Origin of the sequence: Hymenobacter sp. DG25B (genome assembly GCF_000801315.1) — a bacterium.
Classification (GTDB): domain Bacteria; phylum Bacteroidota; class Bacteroidia; order Cytophagales; family Hymenobacteraceae; genus Hymenobacter.
In genome coordinates this window covers 2,288,040-2,305,322 of sequence record NZ_CP010054.1, presented here as the reverse complement: position 1 = coordinate 2,305,322, position 17,283 = coordinate 2,288,040, and the positions used below count along the sequence as shown (strand labels likewise).

Below are 17,283 nucleotides of genomic sequence, written 5' to 3'. Positions count from 1 at the left end.
TGCAATACCCAACAAAAAGGGCCGCTCAGTTGAGCGGCCCTTTTTGTTGGTGGCTTATCCTAAGATAAGCCCGGGTAAGCGGTAGCTTCGGTTACACCGTGCCGCCACGAATCAAACGCAGCACAATGGCGATAATGGCAATAACCAGCAGAATGTGAATCAGGTTGCCCATGCCGAAGCTGTTGAAGCCAAGGAAGCCAAGGGCCCAGATGATGATCAGAATCACCGCGATGATATACAGGAGATTTCCCATGATGATAAAATGTGGTTGGAAGTGGAAGGGAGAGAACCACCATCATTAGGCACTTTTTCCGGATGAAAATGTGCTTTAAGGATGATATGCGGATTTGTACGGGGCTATGGGTAAAAGGATATAATTGAGGCATAAAAATATTCAGCAATAATTCTATATATCTCTTAAACAAGCTAAAAAGCAGCCATTTATAAACAATTTGGGCGTTAATGAATTTTTAATCAAGCGTGCCTCTGCACTTGCTATCAGGGTTGGGTGAGCAGGATTTCGGGTTAGCTTTGTGCCCCTGAAAGGGCATTTCTCTTTCGAATACCCACCCAAAATCCCCACTCCTCCATGATGAATGTTGCCGTAATTGGCTCTGGCACCATGGGCAATGGCATTGCCCACGTGTTTGCGCAGCACGGATTTCCGGTTGCTCTGATTGATATTAACCAGGCTGCGCTGGACCGGGCGCTGGGCACTATTGCCAAAAACCTGGACCGCCAGGTGGCGAAAGGCTCGCTTAGCGAGGCCGACAAAGCCACTACCCTGGGCAATATCACCACCTATACCTCGGTGGCCGAAGGCGTGCGCAACGTGGAGCTGGTAGTAGAAGCAGCCACGGAAAACGTGGAGCTGAAGCTGCAGATCTTCCGCGACCTGGACCAGCACGCGCCCCAGGGCGCTATTCTGGCCTCCAACACCTCTTCCATCTCCATTACCAAAATAGCCGCGGTAACCAAGCGCCCGGAGCAGGTAATTGGCATGCACTTCATGAACCCCGTGCCCGTGATGAAGCTGGTGGAGGTAATCCGCGGGTATGCCACATCCGATGCCGTAACGCAAAAGGTAATGGACCTCTCGCGGCAGTTGGGCAAAACCCCCACGGAGGTGAATGACTACCCCGGCTTTGTGGCCAACCGCATTCTGATGCCCATGATCAACGAGGCTATCTATACCTTATTTGAAGGTGTGGCGGGCGTAGAGGAAATTGACACGGTGATGAAGCTGGGTATGGCCCACCCCATGGGCCCCCTGCAGCTTGCTGACTTTATTGGCCTGGATGTATGCCTGGCTATTCTGCGCGTGTTGCACGAGGGCCTGGGCAACCCGAAATATGCTCCCTGCCCCCTGCTGGTAAACATGGTAATGGCCGGTCGCCTGGGCGCAAAATCGGGCGAGGGATTCTATTCCTGGACGCACGGCACTAAAGAGCTGGTGCTGGCTGACCGGTTTAAGAAAAGCTAATCTACCGGCCTGCTGGCTGCATTATATAATAGGACCAAAGCAAAAGGCCTCGCACCATGCGAGGCCTTTTGCTTGCCAGGATGTTTGAGCCCGGCAAACCTTAACGTAGGGTTTGCGTGTTTAGCTGACAAAGCATGTATCTGCGGCTTTGGCATATTGCCTGCAGCTTGGCAGATGCATGACTCAGTATTTACACTTCAGCTACTTATACATAGAATGGAACAAGCAACGTTTGGTGCCGGGTGCTTCTGGTGCGTAGAAGCCGTTTTTCAGAATTTAAAAGGGGTAGAAAAAGTAGTATCCGGCTATACCGGGGGCCGCATTCCCAACCCTACCTATAAAGAGGTGTGCAGTGGGCTGACAGGTCATAACGAAGTAACGCAGATTACTTTCGACCCGACCCAGATCAGCTTTGAGGAGCTGCTGGAGGTGTTTTGGAAAACCCACGACCCTACCACGCTTAACCGCCAGGGTAATGATGTGGGCACCCAGTACCGCTCCGGCATTTACTACCACAACGAGGAGCAGAAACGCCTGGCCGAAGCCTACAAGCAAAAGCTGAACGAGGCCCATGCTTTCGAAAGCCCCATTGTGACGGAAATAGAGCCGTTAAAAGTATTCTACCCTGCCGAAGACTACCACCAGAACTACTTCAACCTGAATGGCACGCAGCCCTACTGCCAGTTTGTAGTAAAGCCGAAAGTAGATAAAGTGAAAGCAGTATTTGGTGAGAAGCTCAAAGCATAAAAAAGGATTCCTTTGAATGCCGTAAGGTCTTTCAAGCATATCAACTCAAAGAAAAAGCCTCGCAGATTGCGAGGCTTTTTCTTTGAGTTGATAGCATCTACAAAATCCGAAGAATCTGTGATTTAAACGGCTACGCCATGCTCGCGCAGGGCATCATTCAGGGAAGTTTTCAGATCCGTGCTGGGCTTGCGCTGGCCAATGATAAGGGCGCAGGGCACGTGGTACTCACCGGCGGCAAATTGCTTGGCATAGGAGCCGGGAATGACTACGGAGCGGGCCGGTACAAAGCCTTTATATTCCTTGGGCTCCGGGCCCGTTACGTCAATAATCTTGGTACTGCCGGTGATGGTGACGCCGGCCCCGATTACGGCTTCCTTGCCCACGCGGCAGCCCTCTACCAGAATGCTGCGCGAGCCAATGAAGGCGCCATCTTCAATGATAACCGGGGCAGCCTGCACGGGCTCCAGCACCCCGCCAATGCCCACGCCGCCGCTCAGGTGCACGCCGGAGCCAATCTGGGCGCAGGAGCCTACCGTGGCCCAGGTATCTACCATCGTGCCTTCGCCTACCCAGGCGCCAATGTTCACGTAGCTGGGCATCATGATAACACCGGGAGCCAGATAAGCACCGTAGCGGGCCACGGCCGGCGGCACCACGCGCACACCCTGCTGCTCGTAGTCGGTTTTGAGGCGCATTTTGTCGCGGAACTCAAATGGGCCGACTTCGATGGTTTCCATCTGGCGGATGGGGAAATAGAGGATAACGGCCTTTTTCACCCAGTCATTCACCTGCCAGTCCTCGCCCACGGGCTGGGCCACGCGCAGGCGGCCTTTATCCAGCTCTTCTATTACGTGGTGAATGGCATCGGTGGTGGCGGATTGCTGCAGCAGGCTACGGTCGTTCCAGGCCGCTTCTATAAGGGTTTGCAAATCAGACATGCAAAAAATGGTCAGAGTGAATGGGCGGCAAAGCTAGTCCTTGTTGCTGTATGGCTGAAATAACCAGCTCATTATCTCAGCAGAAAAATGGCGAAATAATATTTGTGGAACTTTTTTACACAAAATGTTAAACAAAATAATGTAGCAACATGTATAGTAAACCGAGGGTGAAAAAGTCCAATCAGAAAAAATTATTACAAATTTTTCTACCTCTAAATCCAGTTACCTAAACCATGGCGTAGGTAGCGCCAATCGGGATTTATCCTTCTGCCGCGCCCTACTACTACCCTCCTGCCTTTGCAATGAACCGCTACTCTTTCTCCCTACTTGCCCTGCTGCTTTCCGGTTGCGCCTATGATGTGGCCGACAAGGTAAGTGACCCGCAGCCCGTGTGCGTTACGCCTGCTCTGGTGAGCTACTCGCAGAATATTCAGCCCCTGCTAACCCGCAACTGCCTAAGCTGCCACAGCGCGGCCCTGCGCTCCGGCGCGGTTAATCTGGAAGATTATACGGAGCTCAGCCAGCGGGCGGCCAGCGGCCAGCTGCTGGGCGTGGTAAAGCACTCCCCCGGCTACCTCCAGATGCCCAAAGACGGCGCCAAGCTCTCGGCCTGCGACATTGCCCTGCTGGAAAAGTGGGTAGATGCCGGCGCCCCCCAGAATTAACTTTTCTCCTCTTTCCCGCACCCATGAAACACTGCTACTCCTGGCTGTGCATGGCGTTGCTTTTGGGGGTTTCTTCTTCGGCCTCCGCCCAACGCTATTCTACCCGTACCGGTACGGTAAGCTTCTTTTCCGTGAGCATCATGGAAGATATTGAAGCCAAAACCTCACAGGCCGCCGCTTTACTGGATATGCAAACGGCCCAGGTAGCTTTTGCTATTCCCATTCGCTCGTTCGAGTTCAAGCGCACCCTGATGCAGGAGCACTTCAACGAAAACTATATGGAGTCGGACCGCTTCCCGAAAGCCACTTTCAAGGGGCGCGTAACCAACCTGAATGTAGACCAGCTGCACAAAGGCGGGGCCCAGCGAGTGGCCGTGGAAGGCGACCTGACCCTGCACGGTATTACCCGCAAGGTGCAAACCACGGGCTCCTTGGAAGTGGCCAGCGGCCGCCTGCTGGTACACACCCTGTTCAGCGTAGCCCCCGCCGATTACGGCATTGACGTGCCCCTGCTGGTGCGGGAGCACATTGCCAAAGTAGTCACCATCCGCGTGTCCATGGCCTGCGACCCTGTCTCTCCTGTTACTCTTGCCCAACCTTAACCTATTACGCAATGCGTAAACTCTACACTTTTCTGCCCGGCTCCCTGGCCGCGCTTCTGCTTGTACTGGGCGCTCTGGTAGCTACCCCGGCCCAGGCCCAGGATGATTTGCTGAACCAGCTGGAAGAGCAGACGCCACCCCCTACCGGCTCCTCGGTGGTAGATGCCACCTTCAAAAGCTCCCGCCTCATCAACGGCCATACCATTCAAACGCCCGGCCAGGGCACTATGGTGTTTCTGATTTCGCACCGGTTTGGCACTCTGAACAGCGGCGCTTACAACTTCTTTGGACTCGATCAGGCTACTATTCGGCTGGGACTGGAATATGGCTTCACTGACCGGCTCACAATTGGCGTAGGGCGCAGCTCCCTGGAAAAAACCCTCGACAGCTTTGTGAAATACAAGGCCCTGCGCCAAACCACCGGCGCACATCCAATGCCGGTTTCCGTGACGCTGTTTGCCAGCTCGGCCCTCACCACCCTGAAATACAACGACCAGGTAGAGCGCACCCTCACGCGGCGCATGACCTACTCCTACCAGGCCCTGATTGCGCGCAAGTTTAGCCCGGAGCTATCCCTGCAGCTCATGCCTACGCTTATTCACCGCAACCTGGTGGCCACCGAGCAGGACCAGCACGATGTGTATGCCATTGGTTTCGGTGGGCGCCAGAAACTCACCAAGCGCACCTCGCTCAATCTGGAATACTACTATCTGGTGCCCGCCAACAAGCCCAGTGAAGTGCGCAACTCCCTGGCCGTGGGCTTTGATATTGAAACCGGTGGCCACGTGTTCCAGCTGCACGTGACCAACTCCCAGGGCATGATTGAAAAGTTCTTCGTGGCAGGCACGCAGGGCAATTTCTTCAAAGGCGACCTGTATTTCGGCTTCAACGTGAACCGCAACTTTACCCTGCGTCCGCAGGATAAATTCCGCAAATAACCCTTTTCACTTTTTCCCCTTTTTAACCATTTACCTATTATGAAAAAGCTTTCCTCTTCTCTGCTGGCTGTGTTGTTGATGGGCGCCGTGGCATTCACCGGCTGCAAAAAAGACGATGATGATGACGCTGCTCCCAGCACTACTAAACTGGAAGCCACTATTAATGGCCAGCAGGAAGTGCCCGCCGTTACCTCCGCCGGCTCAGGCAATTTTACCGGCACTTATGATAAAATGAGCCGCGTACTGACCTACACCGTTACCTACCAGGGTTTCACGCCCAGCGCCGGCCATATTCATGCGGCCGCTCCCGGCTCCAACGGCCCGGTTGTAGTGCCTTTCTCCAGCGTAACCTCGCCCATCACAGGCACGGCAACCCTGTCGGAAGCTGATGCTGCTGAGTTGCTGAAGGGCAATTTTTACGTGAACTTCCATACTTCTGCCAACCCTAGCGGCGAAATCCGCGGCAACATTATGGTAAAGTAATTCCCTGTTTAGAAAGCACCAGGTAAAACCACCTTGCCAGCTGGCAAGGTGGTTTTCGTGTATCTTACCGGCTGGTATGGTGGCCTGTTTTGCCCGCCCGCATCATTTCTATTTTGCCTGTTTCTCCTGTGTCCCGCCGAATCCGCACGATTTTACTGGCCTCGGTGCTCAAGCCACTGGACGACACGCGCATGTATGAGAAGTTTGGCCGCACCCTGGCCGAGCACCCCAATATGCGGGTGCACGTAGCCGGGCGCGCCGCGCCCATGCCCCCCCATGCCCCTGCTAATCTGCACGCACATATACTGCTGTCCGGCACTCGCCTAAGCCTGGCCCGGCTGCAGGCGCAGCGCCGGTACTGGCAACTCCTGCAGCACCTCCAACCTGATTTGTGCATAGTACATGCCCCGGAGTTGCTACCGCTCACGCTGCTCTGGCGGGCCCTGGGTCACAACCGACGCTTTATATATGATGTGCGGGAGAATTATGCCCTCAATATAAAAACACAACGCGTGTATCCGGCCTGGCTGCGGGGTCTGCTGGCCGCGGCCGTGCGCGGAATGGAGACCCTGGCCGCCCGCTTTGCCGCCCGCATTATTCTGGCCGAACGCAGCTACGCCGAAGAGCTGCCGTTTGCCCGCCCGGACCGTACCATCGTGCTGGAAAACAAATACCAGCCGCTGGGCCAGGTGCTGACGCGCGCCACGCCGGTGCGGTTAGTGCCCGGGCAGACGCTGGAGCTTCTGTACTCCGGTACTATCTCCGAGCTGAATGGGGTATTTGAGGCCATAGCTTTTACCTTGTCTCTGCGCAAGGTTTGGCCAGAAGCACACCTGACCATCATCGGCTATGCCCAGCAACAGGAGCTTCTGCTGCGCTTGCAGGCAGCCATTGCCGCAACCCATGGTGCTGTTACCTTGGTGGGTGGCGCTACGCCCGTACCGCACGCTCAGGTTGTGGCGGCTATTGGCCGCAGCCAGGTAGGTTTGCTACCCTATCACTCGCACCCCAGCTCCTGGCGCTGTATCCCAACCAAGCTGTTTGAGTACCTGGCATTGGGACTACCGGTAGCTATTCCTAACAATGCGTTGTGGGGGGCGCTGGTTGCCAGGCATCAGGCAGGTATTGTGGTTGATTTCACGGATGCCTCCAAGGCGGCCGAAGTGCGTAACCAGCTACTGAGCGGTGTTTTTTATCCGGCGGGCGTTCCAGCAGATGCCTTTTGGGCAGCCGAAGGAGCTAAATTGTGGTCCATAGTGGAAACTATAGAGTAACTACCGACCTTTGCGCCCCGTTTACGGGGCAGATAGGCGAAATTCTTTACATTCGTTTCATTCCTTCGCCCTTCCTGCCCCGCAAATCCCTCCCCTTTTATGAACACTCTCCGACATTCAGAAATTGCCGGCGTAGGTCACTACGTGCCCGACCGGGTTGTGACCAACGCCGACATCACGCAAATCATGGAAACCACCGATGAGTGGATTCAGGAGCGCACCGGCATCCGGGAGCGGCGCTGGTTTGTGGAAGGCAAAGACACCACGGCCAACATGGGCGCCAATGCCTCGCGCAAGGCCCTGGAAATGGCCGGCCTCACCCCCGATGATGTGCAGCTGATTGTTTTCGCGACTCTCTCGCCCGACTATGTTTTCCCGGGTTCGGGCGTGCTCATGCAGCGGGAGTTGGGTATCAAGGCTACTATTCCGGCTCTGGATGTCCGCAACCAGTGCTCCGGCTTCATCTATGCCCTGTCGGTGGCCGACCAGTTCGTGAAAACCGGCATGTATGATACCGTGCTGGTAGTAGGCTCTGAGATTCACTCCTCCGGGCTGGATAAGTCCACCCGCGGGCGGGCCGTTTCGGTCATTTTTGGGGATGGTGCCGGTGCGGTAGTGCTGCGCCCCACCACCGAAGAAGGCCGCGGCATTCTGAGCACGCACCTGCACTCCCAGGGCGAGTATGCCGAGGAGTTGATTGTGAAGGAGCCTGGCTCCAACTTTGAGAACCGCGTGCAGCGCTCCATTGATAACCCGCTGGAGATGTACCCTTACATGAACGGCCAGAACGTGTTTAAGCACGCCGTAGTCCGCTTCCCGCAGGTCATCAAAGAAGCCCTTGACCAGAACGGCTATCAGTCTACCGATATTGATATGCTGATTCCGCACCAGGCCAACCTGCGCATTACACAATACGTGCAGCAGAAAATGGGCCTACCCGATGATAAAGTGTACAGCAACGTGCAGCGTTACGGCAATACCACGGCCGCCTCCGTGCCCATTGCCCTGAGTGAAGCCGTGCAGGAAGGCCGCATTAAGCGCGGCGACCTGGTGTGCCTGGCCGCCTTCGGCTCCGGCTTCACCTGGGCCTCCGCCCTGATTCGCTGGTAGCCTTATCCTGCTAAAAGAGGCCCTTACTGATTTCTGGAAGAGACGAGGCAGGTGATTTTCGCCTGCCTCGCTTTTTTTCAGACCTTTGTCTACGCCTGAGCGCCAAACATACCACAAGAACTTGCCAAGCTTCACCGAGGAAAATTACCTGAAGGCCATCTATAAGCTTTCGGAAGCAGCACCGGGCACCGATGTTAGCACCAACAGCATTGCAGAGGCCCTGCAGACGCGGCCCGCTTCCGTAACGGATATGCTCCGGCGGCTGGGTGAAAAAGGCCTGCTACACTACCAGCGCTACCGCGGCGTCTCGCTTTCGGAGGAAGGCCGGCGGCTGGCTTTGCTCACTATCCGGAAGCACCGGCTGTGGGAAGTATTTCTGGTAGAAAAGCTGGGCTTCACCTGGGATGAGGTGCACGATGTGGCCGAGGAAATGGAACACCTGCAGTCCCCCTTGCTTATTCGCCGCCTGGATGAATACCTGGGCTTCCCACAAACCGACCCCCACGGCGACCCAATCCCCGCTGAAGATGGCTCCGTGCACCACCCGCGCCACCGCCTGGTGGCCGACCTGCACGCCGGGGAGCACGGCACCGTAGTAGCGGTAGGCAACACCAACGTAGCTTTCCTGCAGTACCTGGATAAGATTGGCTTGCGCCTGGGTTGTCAAGTTGAAGTAATAGATAAGATTCACTTCGATAACTCTCTGCAAATCAAAATAAACCACACTTCAACTCAATTACTTTCTGCGGAGGTAAGCCGCAATTTGTACGTGGCCGGTTAAGCAACAACATTCGGTTTTTCTGCTGATGGCACCGCGTGGACTTTGCTTCCTTTTTCTTCTGATTTTATATTCTTCCTGCCGTGGCCAGCTTGTTGCCCCCTTCGCTTTCTGATACCATTGTGGCGCTGTCCACGCCGCCCGGCGCGGGTGCTATTGCGCTGGTGCGCCTCTCCGGTCCGCAGGCCGTTGCCCTGACCGATGAGGTGTTTGCCGGGAAGAACTTGGCCGCCCAGCCTTCGCACACCCTGCACTTTGGCACAGTGCGCGACCAGGGCCGCATTCTGGATGAGGTGGTAGTTTCCCTGTTTCGGGCGCCGCACTCCTACACCCGCGAAGACGTGGTGGAAATCAGCTGCCATGGCTCCGACTACATTGTGCAGGAACTGCTGGCACTGCTGACCCGCAACGGCGCGCGCCTGGCCGAAGCCGGCGAGTTTACCAAGCGCGCTTTCCTGAATGGCGCCTTCGATCTGGCCCAGGCCGAAGCCGTGGCCGACCTCATTGCCGCCGACTCTGCTCTTTCCCACCAGGTGGCCATGCAGCAGATGCGCGGCGGCTTCTCCCAGGAATTGAAAGCCCTGCGCGGCCGCCTGGTGCAGTTTGCCGCCCTGCTGGAGCTGGAGCTGGATTTTGGGGAAGAAGATGTGGAGTTTGCTGACCGCTCCGGTATGCTGCGCCTGCTGCAGGAGCTGCAAACCATTATCCGGCAGCTGCTCCGCTCCTTTGAGCTGGGCAACGTTATTAAAAACGGCGTAACCACCGTAATTGCCGGCAAGCCCAACGCCGGAAAATCCACCCTACTGAATGCGTTGCTCAATGAAGAGCGCGCCATTGTATCGGCGGTGCCGGGCACTACCCGCGACTTTATTGAGGACGAAGTAAGCATTGAGGGTATTCGGTTTCGGTTTGTGGATACGGCCGGACTGCGCGAAACCACGGATGTAGTGGAGTCTATTGGTGTGGAGCGCACGCTGCAGCGCGTGCAGAAGGCCGCCCTGCTTATTTACCTGTTTGATCTTTCCACCACCACGCCCGAGGAACTAACGGCCGAGCTGCAGGCGCTAAACCCTCAGGAAAGGATACCGGTGCTGGCCGTGGCCAATAAAGCCGATATAGCTACTTCGGATGCCTTGGCTGCCTTTGCGAACCTGCCCTACGTGCTGCCGATAGCCGCCGCTACCGGGGCCGGGCTGGAGGAGCTAAAGGAAGCGCTGCTGCAAAAAGTGCGTGGGGCAGGCCTGGATCGTACCGGCACCGCTACTATTGTAACCAACCTGCGCCATGCCCGCAGTCTGGAAGCCTCCCTGGATTCTTTGGATGCGGTACTGCAGGGGTTGGCCAACAACCAGGGCACGGAGCTGCTGGCCGCGGACCTGCGGCGGGCCCTGGCATCGTTAGGAGAAATTACCGGCGAAATATCCTCTGATGACCTGCTAACGAGCATTTTCACCCAGTTCTGCATTGGCAAATAGCAGGTTATCGAGTGGTATTTTTCAGAAATCTTTGCAGAAACAGCTCAACTATTACGGTATTGTCGGCATAGCGAATATTTTTGCAACCTTCGCTGAACAACCGCCGGGCTGGTTTGTAGTATAACGTGCAACTGACCACCGGGCTTTCCGGCTTGCCGGTAATTCTTTAGTTTCGCCCCGCATCCACCCAAATTCACGCTTATGGCAGAGTCTGCTGAGATTATCCTCGACGGGAAATCCTACCCTTTCCCCGTTATTGAAGGCACCGAGCACGAAAAGGCAATTGATATCGCCAAACTGCGTGACCTGACCGGTTACGTAACCCTTGACTCGGGCTATAAAAATACCGGCGCCACCAAAAGCGCCATTACGTTTCTGGACGGCGAAGAAGGTATTCTGCGCTACCGCGGCTACCCCATTGAGCAGCTGGCGGAGCAGTCGAGCTTCATTGAAGTAGCCTACCTGCTGATTTACGGCAAGCTGCCTACCCAGGCCGAGCTGGACGACTTCAGCCACCAGATTACCAAGCACACGCTGGTGCACGAGGATGTGCGCAAGATTTTTGACGGTTTCCCGTCGGCGGCGCACCCCATGGCAATTCTGAGCAGCCTGATCTGCTCGCTCACCGCTTTCTATCCTGAGAGCGTAGCTCCAGACCTGAGCAAAGAGGAAATTGACCTGAACGTAATCCGTCTCATGGCCAAAATCTCCACTATTGCGGCCTGGACGTACAAGAACAACATGGGTCACCCGCTGAATTATCCGCGCAACGACCTCGACTATTGCTCTAACTTCCTGTACATGATGTTCAGCTTCCCCACGGAGAAGTATGAAATCGACACTCGGATTGTTAGCGCCCTCAACAAGCTGCTCATCCTGCACGCCGACCACGAGCAGAACTGCTCTACCTCTACTGTGCGCCTCGTAGGCTCGGCCAATGCCTCCCTCTACGGCTCGGTTTCGGCGGGTATCAACGCCCTGTGGGGCCCGTTGCACGGCGGCGCCAACCAGGAGGTGCTGGAGATGCTGCAGGCCATTCAGAGAGACGGTGGCGACACCAGCAAATTCATTGCGAAAGCCAAGGATAAGAACGACTCGTTCCGTCTCATGGGCTTTGGCCACCGCGTGTACAAGAACTTTGACCCGCGCGCCAAAATCATCAAGAAGGCCGCCGACGAAGTGCTGGCCGCCCTGGGCATTGATGACCCACTGCTGAAAATTGCCCAGGAGCTGGAGCAGGCCGCTCTGACTGATCAGTACTTCATTGAGCGGAAGCTGTATCCGAACGTAGACTTCTACTCCGGCATCATCTACCGCGCTATTGGTATTCCTACTGAGATGTTCACGGTGATGTTTGCTCTGGGCCGCCTGCCCGGCTGGATTGCCCAGTGGAAAGAGATGCGCGAGAACAAGGAGCCTATTGGCCGTCCGCGTCAGATCTACACCGGCGAAACGGAGCGTAACTACGTTGCCATCGACCAGCGCTAGTATCGTTTAAACCAAGCATAAAAAAGCCGGCCTGCTATCAGGCCGGCTTTTTATTTATAGGCTTTCAGCTTCCGTCTGGCCGGTGCTTTCCACCAGCCGGGCCGTAAACTCACTCTGGTAGGGTTCCAGTAAGGCTACCTGCTCCGGGAGTAGAATGGTGGCCAGCTCCCATTCATATAGAGTCCGTACTTCTTCAAGCCGGTTTTGCAGCAGAATAGGCTGATGAACCAGTTGCTTCTTAAGCCGCTTCACTTCCGCCAGCTGATGCATATGCAGCTTTCTCACCCGGTCATACTGCCCTTCCGTCAGGCGGGCCTTATCGGCCATTTGCCGGGTGAGCGAGGTAGCAAAATCTGGCAGACTGGCCTTGGTAGAGGGCGTAGCACAGCTGCTGAGGTAAACAAACAGCCCCAATGCCCATAACACCTGGAGTATATTTCGTTTCATATTAAAAGAGCTGAGGAAGTGATACCAACTGCCTAACTGAATACTGATTGCAAAAGCATCTTTTGCAAACCTTTCAATTAAGTTATATTTTTTATAAAAATAAATATAATAATGACTTTAACAAAGTATTACTTAAATTATTCTCAATTGAATATATTCCATTGCTTCTAACAGCGGCACTACGTCATAGGACATAAAAAAAGCCCGCTTTTGGCGGGCTCATTTTAAGATGATATTCGGAGCGTTTAGCGAGTAATGCTGAGGGCCGTCATGTTTTCACGGGCTTCATGATACACGGCTATCTGGCGGGGGCGCAGCAGCGCGGTCAGCTCCATTTCATAACGGAACTGGGCTTCGGCCATGTGCTGGTCCAACAGTTCCGGATCGGCGGAGAAGCGGGCCTTCAAATCTTCCACAGCCGTGAGCATGCGGGTATTCAGCTGCTTTATCTTCAAATACTGGCCTTCGTCCAGCTGCACCGTTTGGGCCATAGTGCGGGTGAGTGCCGTAGCGCGGGCGCTGATAGCTGCGCCATGATCCGGCACCACGGCCTTGCCGTTATTGGAAGCAAAAGCCTGGGTTCCCATCAACAGACAGGCATACACGAAGAGGTTTTTCATAAAGGGTGAAGGTTGAACGGTGAGGAGAGAATTGTACAAGACACGTGAGAGAAAAAGACTAACCAGATAAGGCTTCTGGTTTTAGCAGATTCTTAAGGAACCAGCCGAAACAAATATAGGAGAATATTTAATAATAAAAAGAATTTTTATAAGTATACTCCTGTATCACTTTTTAGCACTTGTATTAATATATTCATTATCAGCTTATTAATAGACTTCTGCAGAAGCATTAGTATACGCTAATATTCTTTGTATAAGACAATAAAAAACCCTGATAGAACAACTACCAGGGCCACTGCAACTAATACTTTAAGTGCTGTTATAAGATTTCGAACTCAATTCGGCGGTTTTGCTGACGGTTGCTTTCGGAATCGTTGGCGACTAAAGGCTTGTTTTCGCCGTAGCCTTTATACCGCAGGCGGCTTGCCGGTATGCCGTTGGCCACCAAATAGCTGTACACCGATTTGGCCCGGTTCAGAGAAAGTTTCTCATTGTCGGCCTCGGCGCCTACGTCATCGGTGTGGCCGGCAATCTGCACCTGCACGTCTTTGTACTGGCGCATAAACTGAATCAGCCGGTCCAGCTCCGTACGGGAAGTGGGCTTTAGCTTATACTCGTTGGTTTCGAAAAACAGGTTGTTGAGCACCATGGTGCGGCCGGTTTTCACGGGCTCCAGGTACATATCCAGGGTCAGCGGGTCGAAGGTGTGTTGGTTGGTGTAGTCGAAGCTGAGGCTCTTGAGCAGGTAGCCATTGGCAGAGGCATACATGGCGTATTGCCGGCCCTCATTCAGAACCACGGTATAGTCGCCATTTACCGGGTCGGAGGTAACGTATTGCACCAGTTGATTCGTAACCAGGTCGTAGAGCTGTACATCCGCCTGCAGAGGCTTTTTGGTGGTAGCATCATACACCCGCCCCTGCGTGTAGGTGCTGGCCTCGCGGGAGCGTACTTCTTTGGGCACTTCAAAAGAAAACAGATCCACGGCCCGGTCGCGCTCCATCACGCCGGCCTCTGCCGGGCGGGTGCGCGAGCAAAAGCCCCGCACGTTATCGGAGGCAATGTACAGGGAGGCTTCGTTTTCATGCGTGTTCAGCGGGTAGCCCAGGTTCATGGGCTCCGACCATTTCCCGTTTTCGATAGTACACTTATAGATGTCGAGGCCGCCCATGCCCACGAGTCCATCGGTGACATAATACAGCGTACTGCCGCTGGCGTGGATAAAAGGGGCCATATCCTTGCCGGCTGTGTTCACGGGCGCCCCCAGGTTGCGCGCCGGGCTCCAGGTGCCATCGGGCTGCAGGGCAGTAACGTAGATATCCTCCAAGCCCTGGCCGCCGCGGCGGTCAGATGTGAAATACAGCGTGCGGCCATCAGCCGACAGGGCCGGTTGCGAGTCCCAGTTGGCGGAATTCACGGCGCGACCCAGATTGCGGGGTTTGCTCCAGGCATTGCCGGTGCGGCGGGAAATATACAAGTCACAGTTTCCCATGGAGCCCGGCCGGTCGCAGGAAGCAAAAACGAGGGTTTTGCCGTCGCCGGAAATGGTGCCCGCGCCCTCGTTAAGCTCGGTATTAATGGTGGCAGAAATGGAAGTTGGCGGGCCCATTGTGCCATCGGGGTTCTGCTGACTCAGGTATAGGTCTTCGTCGCTCTGCGCCGTGGTGCGGCCCGTGAAGAGCAGGAAACGGTTGTCGGCGGTGAGGGACGGAAAATACTGAAATCGGAAGGTATTCAGGGGCTCAGGCATGCGCTGCGGCGCAACGCCCACTGGTTTCGAAATGGCCGCCTTGGCAAATTCGCAGTTCTGCAATTGGCGCTGCGCTTTGGGTATGTTGCGCTGGCCTTTGGCGGCCGTTTTCAGGTAGTTGTTATAATTGTCAGCAGCCACAGCATACTCCCCGTAGCTTAGCGCTAACTCGCCCAGCGTAAAATAATCCAGAGAGCGGGCCGGGCTAAAAGGCAGCAGCTGCAGCCCGGCGCGGTAAGATTCAAAAGCGCCGCGATTATCCCCCAGCGCTTTCTGTAAGGAGCCCTTTACCAGGAATGGCTCACCCAAAGAAGGAAACTTCTGGTTTAATTGATCCAGGGTTTCAATGGCCTTGGCAAAGTCCCGGCTTTTTGCCTGACTTACTGCCTTTTCAAACAGGTTGCGGGCTTTGGTATTGGTGGAAGAAAGCCGTACCTGCGCCTGTAGCGGCAAAGTACCTCCCATCGTCAGCAAACCGAAAAGCAAAAACAGACCAAAGAAACGCATAGCGGGCGGTTACGGTATATCGAGGTATTTGTGCGTTTGCAGCGAAATCTGCCACTGCGGATGCGCCTTCACATACTCAATGATAAGGGGCGTCATGATAGCGGCTTTGCTCCACTCCGGCTGCAGATACAGGCGCGTCTGCGGCCCGGCCATTGCGGCGTGTTGCTCGGCCCAGACAAAGTCGCTCTTATGGAAGACCACCACTTTCAACTCGTGGGCCTGCGCTACCACTTCCGGCAGCGGGGCTTTAAACTTCTTGGGTGACACGCATATCCAGTCCCAGATGCCGGAAAGTGGGTAGGCCCCGGAGGTTTCTATCCAATTTTGGCAGCCGGCTTCTTTCAGCGCCGTAGTCAGCGAGGTCAGGTCGTGCATCAGCGGCTCGCCGCCGGTAATAACCACGTTGCGGCCGGCATTTGCCGTAGCGGCCGCCACCATGTCAGAAATGGCTACCCGGGGGTGCTGGTCTGCATCCCAGGACTCTTTTACATCGCACCACACACAGCCCACGTCACAGCCGCCCAGACGGAGGAAATAGGCGGCGCGGCCGGCATTATATCCCTCACCCTGAATAGTATAAAACTGTTCCATTAGGGGCAGGGCCGCACCGGCTTCGGGGTGCAGAGAATTCAGGACGGGCAGAGAAGGAAAGGAGTGTGTCAAAGCGTAAGCAAAACAAAAAAGGCCGGTTCCCGAATGGAAACCAGCCTGGCATGCCAGCCGGTTCCACATCCGGGGCCCGACCTTAAAAGTAGTAAAATTCGACTGTAAATGAAAGCTACAACGGCTTAAAATTGCACTCTACCGTGTATACACCTCTTGTTTGGCTGCTTTCAGGGTGTTTTGCAGCAACATAGCAATAGTCATGGGACCCACACCGCCGGGAACCGGGGTAATGTAGGAGGTCAGCGGAGCCACCTCATCAAAGCATACATCACCTCTCAGGGCATAGCCCGACTTCTTCGTGGCATCGGCTACCCGGGAGGTGCCCACATCAATTACCACCGCACCGGGCTTTACCATATCAGCCCGCACAAACTCCGGGCGGCCCAGAGCCGCTACCAGAATATCAGCCGTGCGGGTAATTTCCGCCAGGTTTTGCGTGTGCGAGTGACATAAAGTAACCGTACAGTTACCAGGGTCTAAGTTCTTAGCCAGCAATATACTAACCGGCGTGCCTACAATGTTGCTCCGCCCAATAATCACGCAGTGCTTGCCATCCGTAGGCAGCTCATAGCGGCGCAGCAGCTCTACAATCCCCGAAGGCGTAGCGGGCAGCAAGGCTGGCAGCCCGGCCACCATCCGGCCTATGTTCATGGGATGAAAACCATCCACATCCTTTTCCGGCCGGATAGCTTCAATTACCTTCTCGGCGGAGATGTGGCGCGGCAGCGGCAGCTGAACAATAAAGCCATCAATGTTGGCGTCCTGATTCAGCTCTTCCACTTTGGCCAGCAGCTCAGCTTCCGTAATATCATCCTCGTAACGAATGAGGGTGCTTTCGAACCCTACCCGCTCACAGGCCAGCACTTTGTTGCGCACGTAGGTTTCCGAGCCGCCATCGTGGCCTACCAGAACGGCGGCCAGGTGGGGCACTTTGTGGCCGGCCACTTTTAGAGCCTGCACTTCAGCAGCAATTTCCTCTTTAATGGCCTCGGCGGTCTGCTTGCCGTCAATGAGGCGGTAGGTAGTGGCTTCGGGAGCGGTAGTCATGCTGATGGTATGGTTGGTTTATGCCGTGGTAGTACTGGTTTGATGGCGGCTGATGGCAGCAGCGCCTTCCGTCTGAATATCAACTTGCAGCGTGGGCCATTCGTCGCGCCAGGCATAGCTTTTCTTGGCGTGGGCCAGGATTTTCAGGAGCTGTCCTTCACTGGAACAATTGCGGGTGAGTTTGCGGGCTACTTCGGGGCAATTCATCATGAGATTTACTGTTTAGATTTGATTGAAATGCACCTTGCACCGCAAAAAAAAACGC

The 17,283-nt window shown here is 55.1% G+C and carries 19 protein-coding genes; 11 read left to right on the top strand and 8 right to left on the bottom strand.

Features of this window, described 5'->3' with window-relative positions:
• Positions 1-91 precede the first annotated feature (91 nt).
• Positions 92-253, bottom strand: a complete 162-nt coding sequence (locus PK28_RS20435; RefSeq protein WP_121237170.1) for a lmo0937 family membrane protein — start codon at positions 251-253, stop codon at positions 92-94.
• Positions 254-589: 336 nt separating this feature from the next.
• Here PK28_RS20435 and PK28_RS09765 point away from each other — a divergent pair, with 336 nt between their 5' ends.
• Both PK28_RS09765 and msrA read left to right on the top strand, forming a co-directional pair.
• Entirely contained in the window at positions 590-1,483 is an 894-nt protein-coding gene (locus PK28_RS09765) for a 3-hydroxyacyl-CoA dehydrogenase family protein (protein ID WP_044513551.1), read from the top strand.
• A 216-nt stretch (positions 1,484-1,699) separates the two neighbouring features.
• The gene (gene msrA, locus PK28_RS09760) at positions 1,700-2,230 is read left to right on the top strand and encodes a peptide-methionine (S)-S-oxide reductase MsrA (protein WP_044513550.1); all 531 of its coding nucleotides are present in this window, start codon (positions 1,700-1,702) and stop codon (positions 2,228-2,230) included.
• A 122-nt stretch (positions 2,231-2,352) separates the two neighbouring features.
• Here the strand turns inward: msrA and PK28_RS09755 are convergent, their stop codons facing one another.
• Positions 2,353-3,168, bottom strand: coding sequence for a 2,3,4,5-tetrahydropyridine-2,6-dicarboxylate N-succinyltransferase (locus PK28_RS09755; RefSeq protein WP_044513549.1), 816 nt, complete (start codon positions 3,166-3,168; stop codon positions 2,353-2,355).
• 302 nt (positions 3,169-3,470) lie between these two features.
• Here PK28_RS09755 and PK28_RS09750 point away from each other — a divergent pair, with 302 nt between their 5' ends.
• The 9 genes from PK28_RS09750 (at position 3,471) to PK28_RS09710 (ending at position 11,981) form a co-directional block, all read left to right on the top strand.
• A complete protein-coding gene (locus tag PK28_RS09750) occupies positions 3,471-3,833 on the top strand; it encodes a hypothetical protein (RefSeq protein ID WP_048825839.1) in 363 nt (120 codons plus the stop codon).
• A 23-nt stretch (positions 3,834-3,856) separates the two neighbouring features.
• Positions 3,857-4,435: a YceI family protein gene (locus tag PK28_RS09745; RefSeq protein WP_044513548.1), complete on the top strand. Its 579-nt coding sequence runs from the start codon at positions 3,857-3,859 to the stop codon at positions 4,433-4,435.
• An 11-nt stretch (positions 4,436-4,446) separates the two neighbouring features.
• Complete coding sequence (locus PK28_RS09740) at positions 4,447-5,373, top strand: DUF5777 family beta-barrel protein (RefSeq protein WP_044513547.1); 927 nt, start codon at positions 4,447-4,449, stop codon at positions 5,371-5,373.
• Between the two features lie 39 nt (positions 5,374-5,412).
• A complete protein-coding gene (locus PK28_RS09735; RefSeq protein ID WP_044513546.1) occupies positions 5,413-5,856 on the top strand; it encodes a CHRD domain-containing protein in 444 nt (147 codons plus the stop codon).
• 128 nt (positions 5,857-5,984) lie between these two features.
• Positions 5,985-7,130, top strand: coding sequence for a glycosyltransferase (locus tag PK28_RS09730; RefSeq protein WP_048825835.1), 1,146 nt, complete (start codon positions 5,985-5,987; stop codon positions 7,128-7,130).
• 99 nt (positions 7,131-7,229) lie between these two features.
• Entirely contained in the window at positions 7,230-8,240 is a 1,011-nt protein-coding gene (locus PK28_RS09725; protein WP_044513545.1) for a 3-oxoacyl-ACP synthase III family protein, read from the top strand.
• Between the two features lie 121 nt (positions 8,241-8,361).
• Positions 8,362-9,021 (top strand): metal-dependent transcriptional regulator, encoded by a 660-nt coding sequence (locus PK28_RS09720; protein ID WP_044516769.1) that lies wholly within the window; start codon positions 8,362-8,364, stop codon positions 9,019-9,021.
• An 80-nt stretch (positions 9,022-9,101) separates the two neighbouring features.
• A complete protein-coding gene (mnmE, locus tag PK28_RS09715) occupies positions 9,102-10,493 on the top strand; it encodes a tRNA uridine-5-carboxymethylaminomethyl(34) synthesis GTPase MnmE (RefSeq protein ID WP_082017056.1) in 1,392 nt (463 codons plus the stop codon).
• A gap of 201 nt (positions 10,494-10,694) precedes the next feature.
• The gene (locus PK28_RS09710; protein ID WP_044513544.1) at positions 10,695-11,981 is read left to right on the top strand and encodes a citrate synthase; all 1,287 of its coding nucleotides are present in this window, start codon (positions 10,695-10,697) and stop codon (positions 11,979-11,981) included.
• 54 nt (positions 11,982-12,035) lie between these two features.
• Here PK28_RS09710 and PK28_RS09705 read toward each other — a convergent pair whose 3' ends face one another.
• From PK28_RS09705 to PK28_RS09680, 6 genes are all read right to left on the bottom strand, one after another.
• The gene (locus PK28_RS09705) at positions 12,036-12,428 is read right to left on the bottom strand and encodes a hypothetical protein (protein ID WP_156126332.1); all 393 of its coding nucleotides are present in this window, start codon (positions 12,426-12,428) and stop codon (positions 12,036-12,038) included.
• A 245-nt stretch (positions 12,429-12,673) separates the two neighbouring features.
• Positions 12,674-13,048 (bottom strand): hypothetical protein, encoded by a 375-nt coding sequence (locus tag PK28_RS09700; RefSeq protein ID WP_044513542.1) that lies wholly within the window; start codon positions 13,046-13,048, stop codon positions 12,674-12,676.
• 319 nt (positions 13,049-13,367) lie between these two features.
• A complete protein-coding gene (locus tag PK28_RS09695) occupies positions 13,368-15,305 on the bottom strand; it encodes an OmpA family protein (RefSeq protein ID WP_231576129.1) in 1,938 nt (645 codons plus the stop codon).
• A 9-nt stretch (positions 15,306-15,314) separates the two neighbouring features.
• A complete protein-coding gene (locus PK28_RS09690) occupies positions 15,315-15,896 on the bottom strand; it encodes a 7-carboxy-7-deazaguanine synthase QueE (RefSeq protein WP_197070511.1) in 582 nt (193 codons plus the stop codon).
• A 210-nt stretch (positions 15,897-16,106) separates the two neighbouring features.
• Positions 16,107-17,018, bottom strand: coding sequence for a bifunctional 5,10-methylenetetrahydrofolate dehydrogenase/5,10-methenyltetrahydrofolate cyclohydrolase (locus tag PK28_RS09685; RefSeq protein WP_044513541.1), 912 nt, complete (start codon positions 17,016-17,018; stop codon positions 16,107-16,109).
• A gap of 18 nt (positions 17,019-17,036) precedes the next feature.
• Positions 17,037-17,228, bottom strand: a complete 192-nt coding sequence (locus PK28_RS09680) for a hypothetical protein (protein WP_044513540.1) — start codon at positions 17,226-17,228, stop codon at positions 17,037-17,039.
• Positions 17,229-17,283 lie beyond the last annotated feature (55 nt).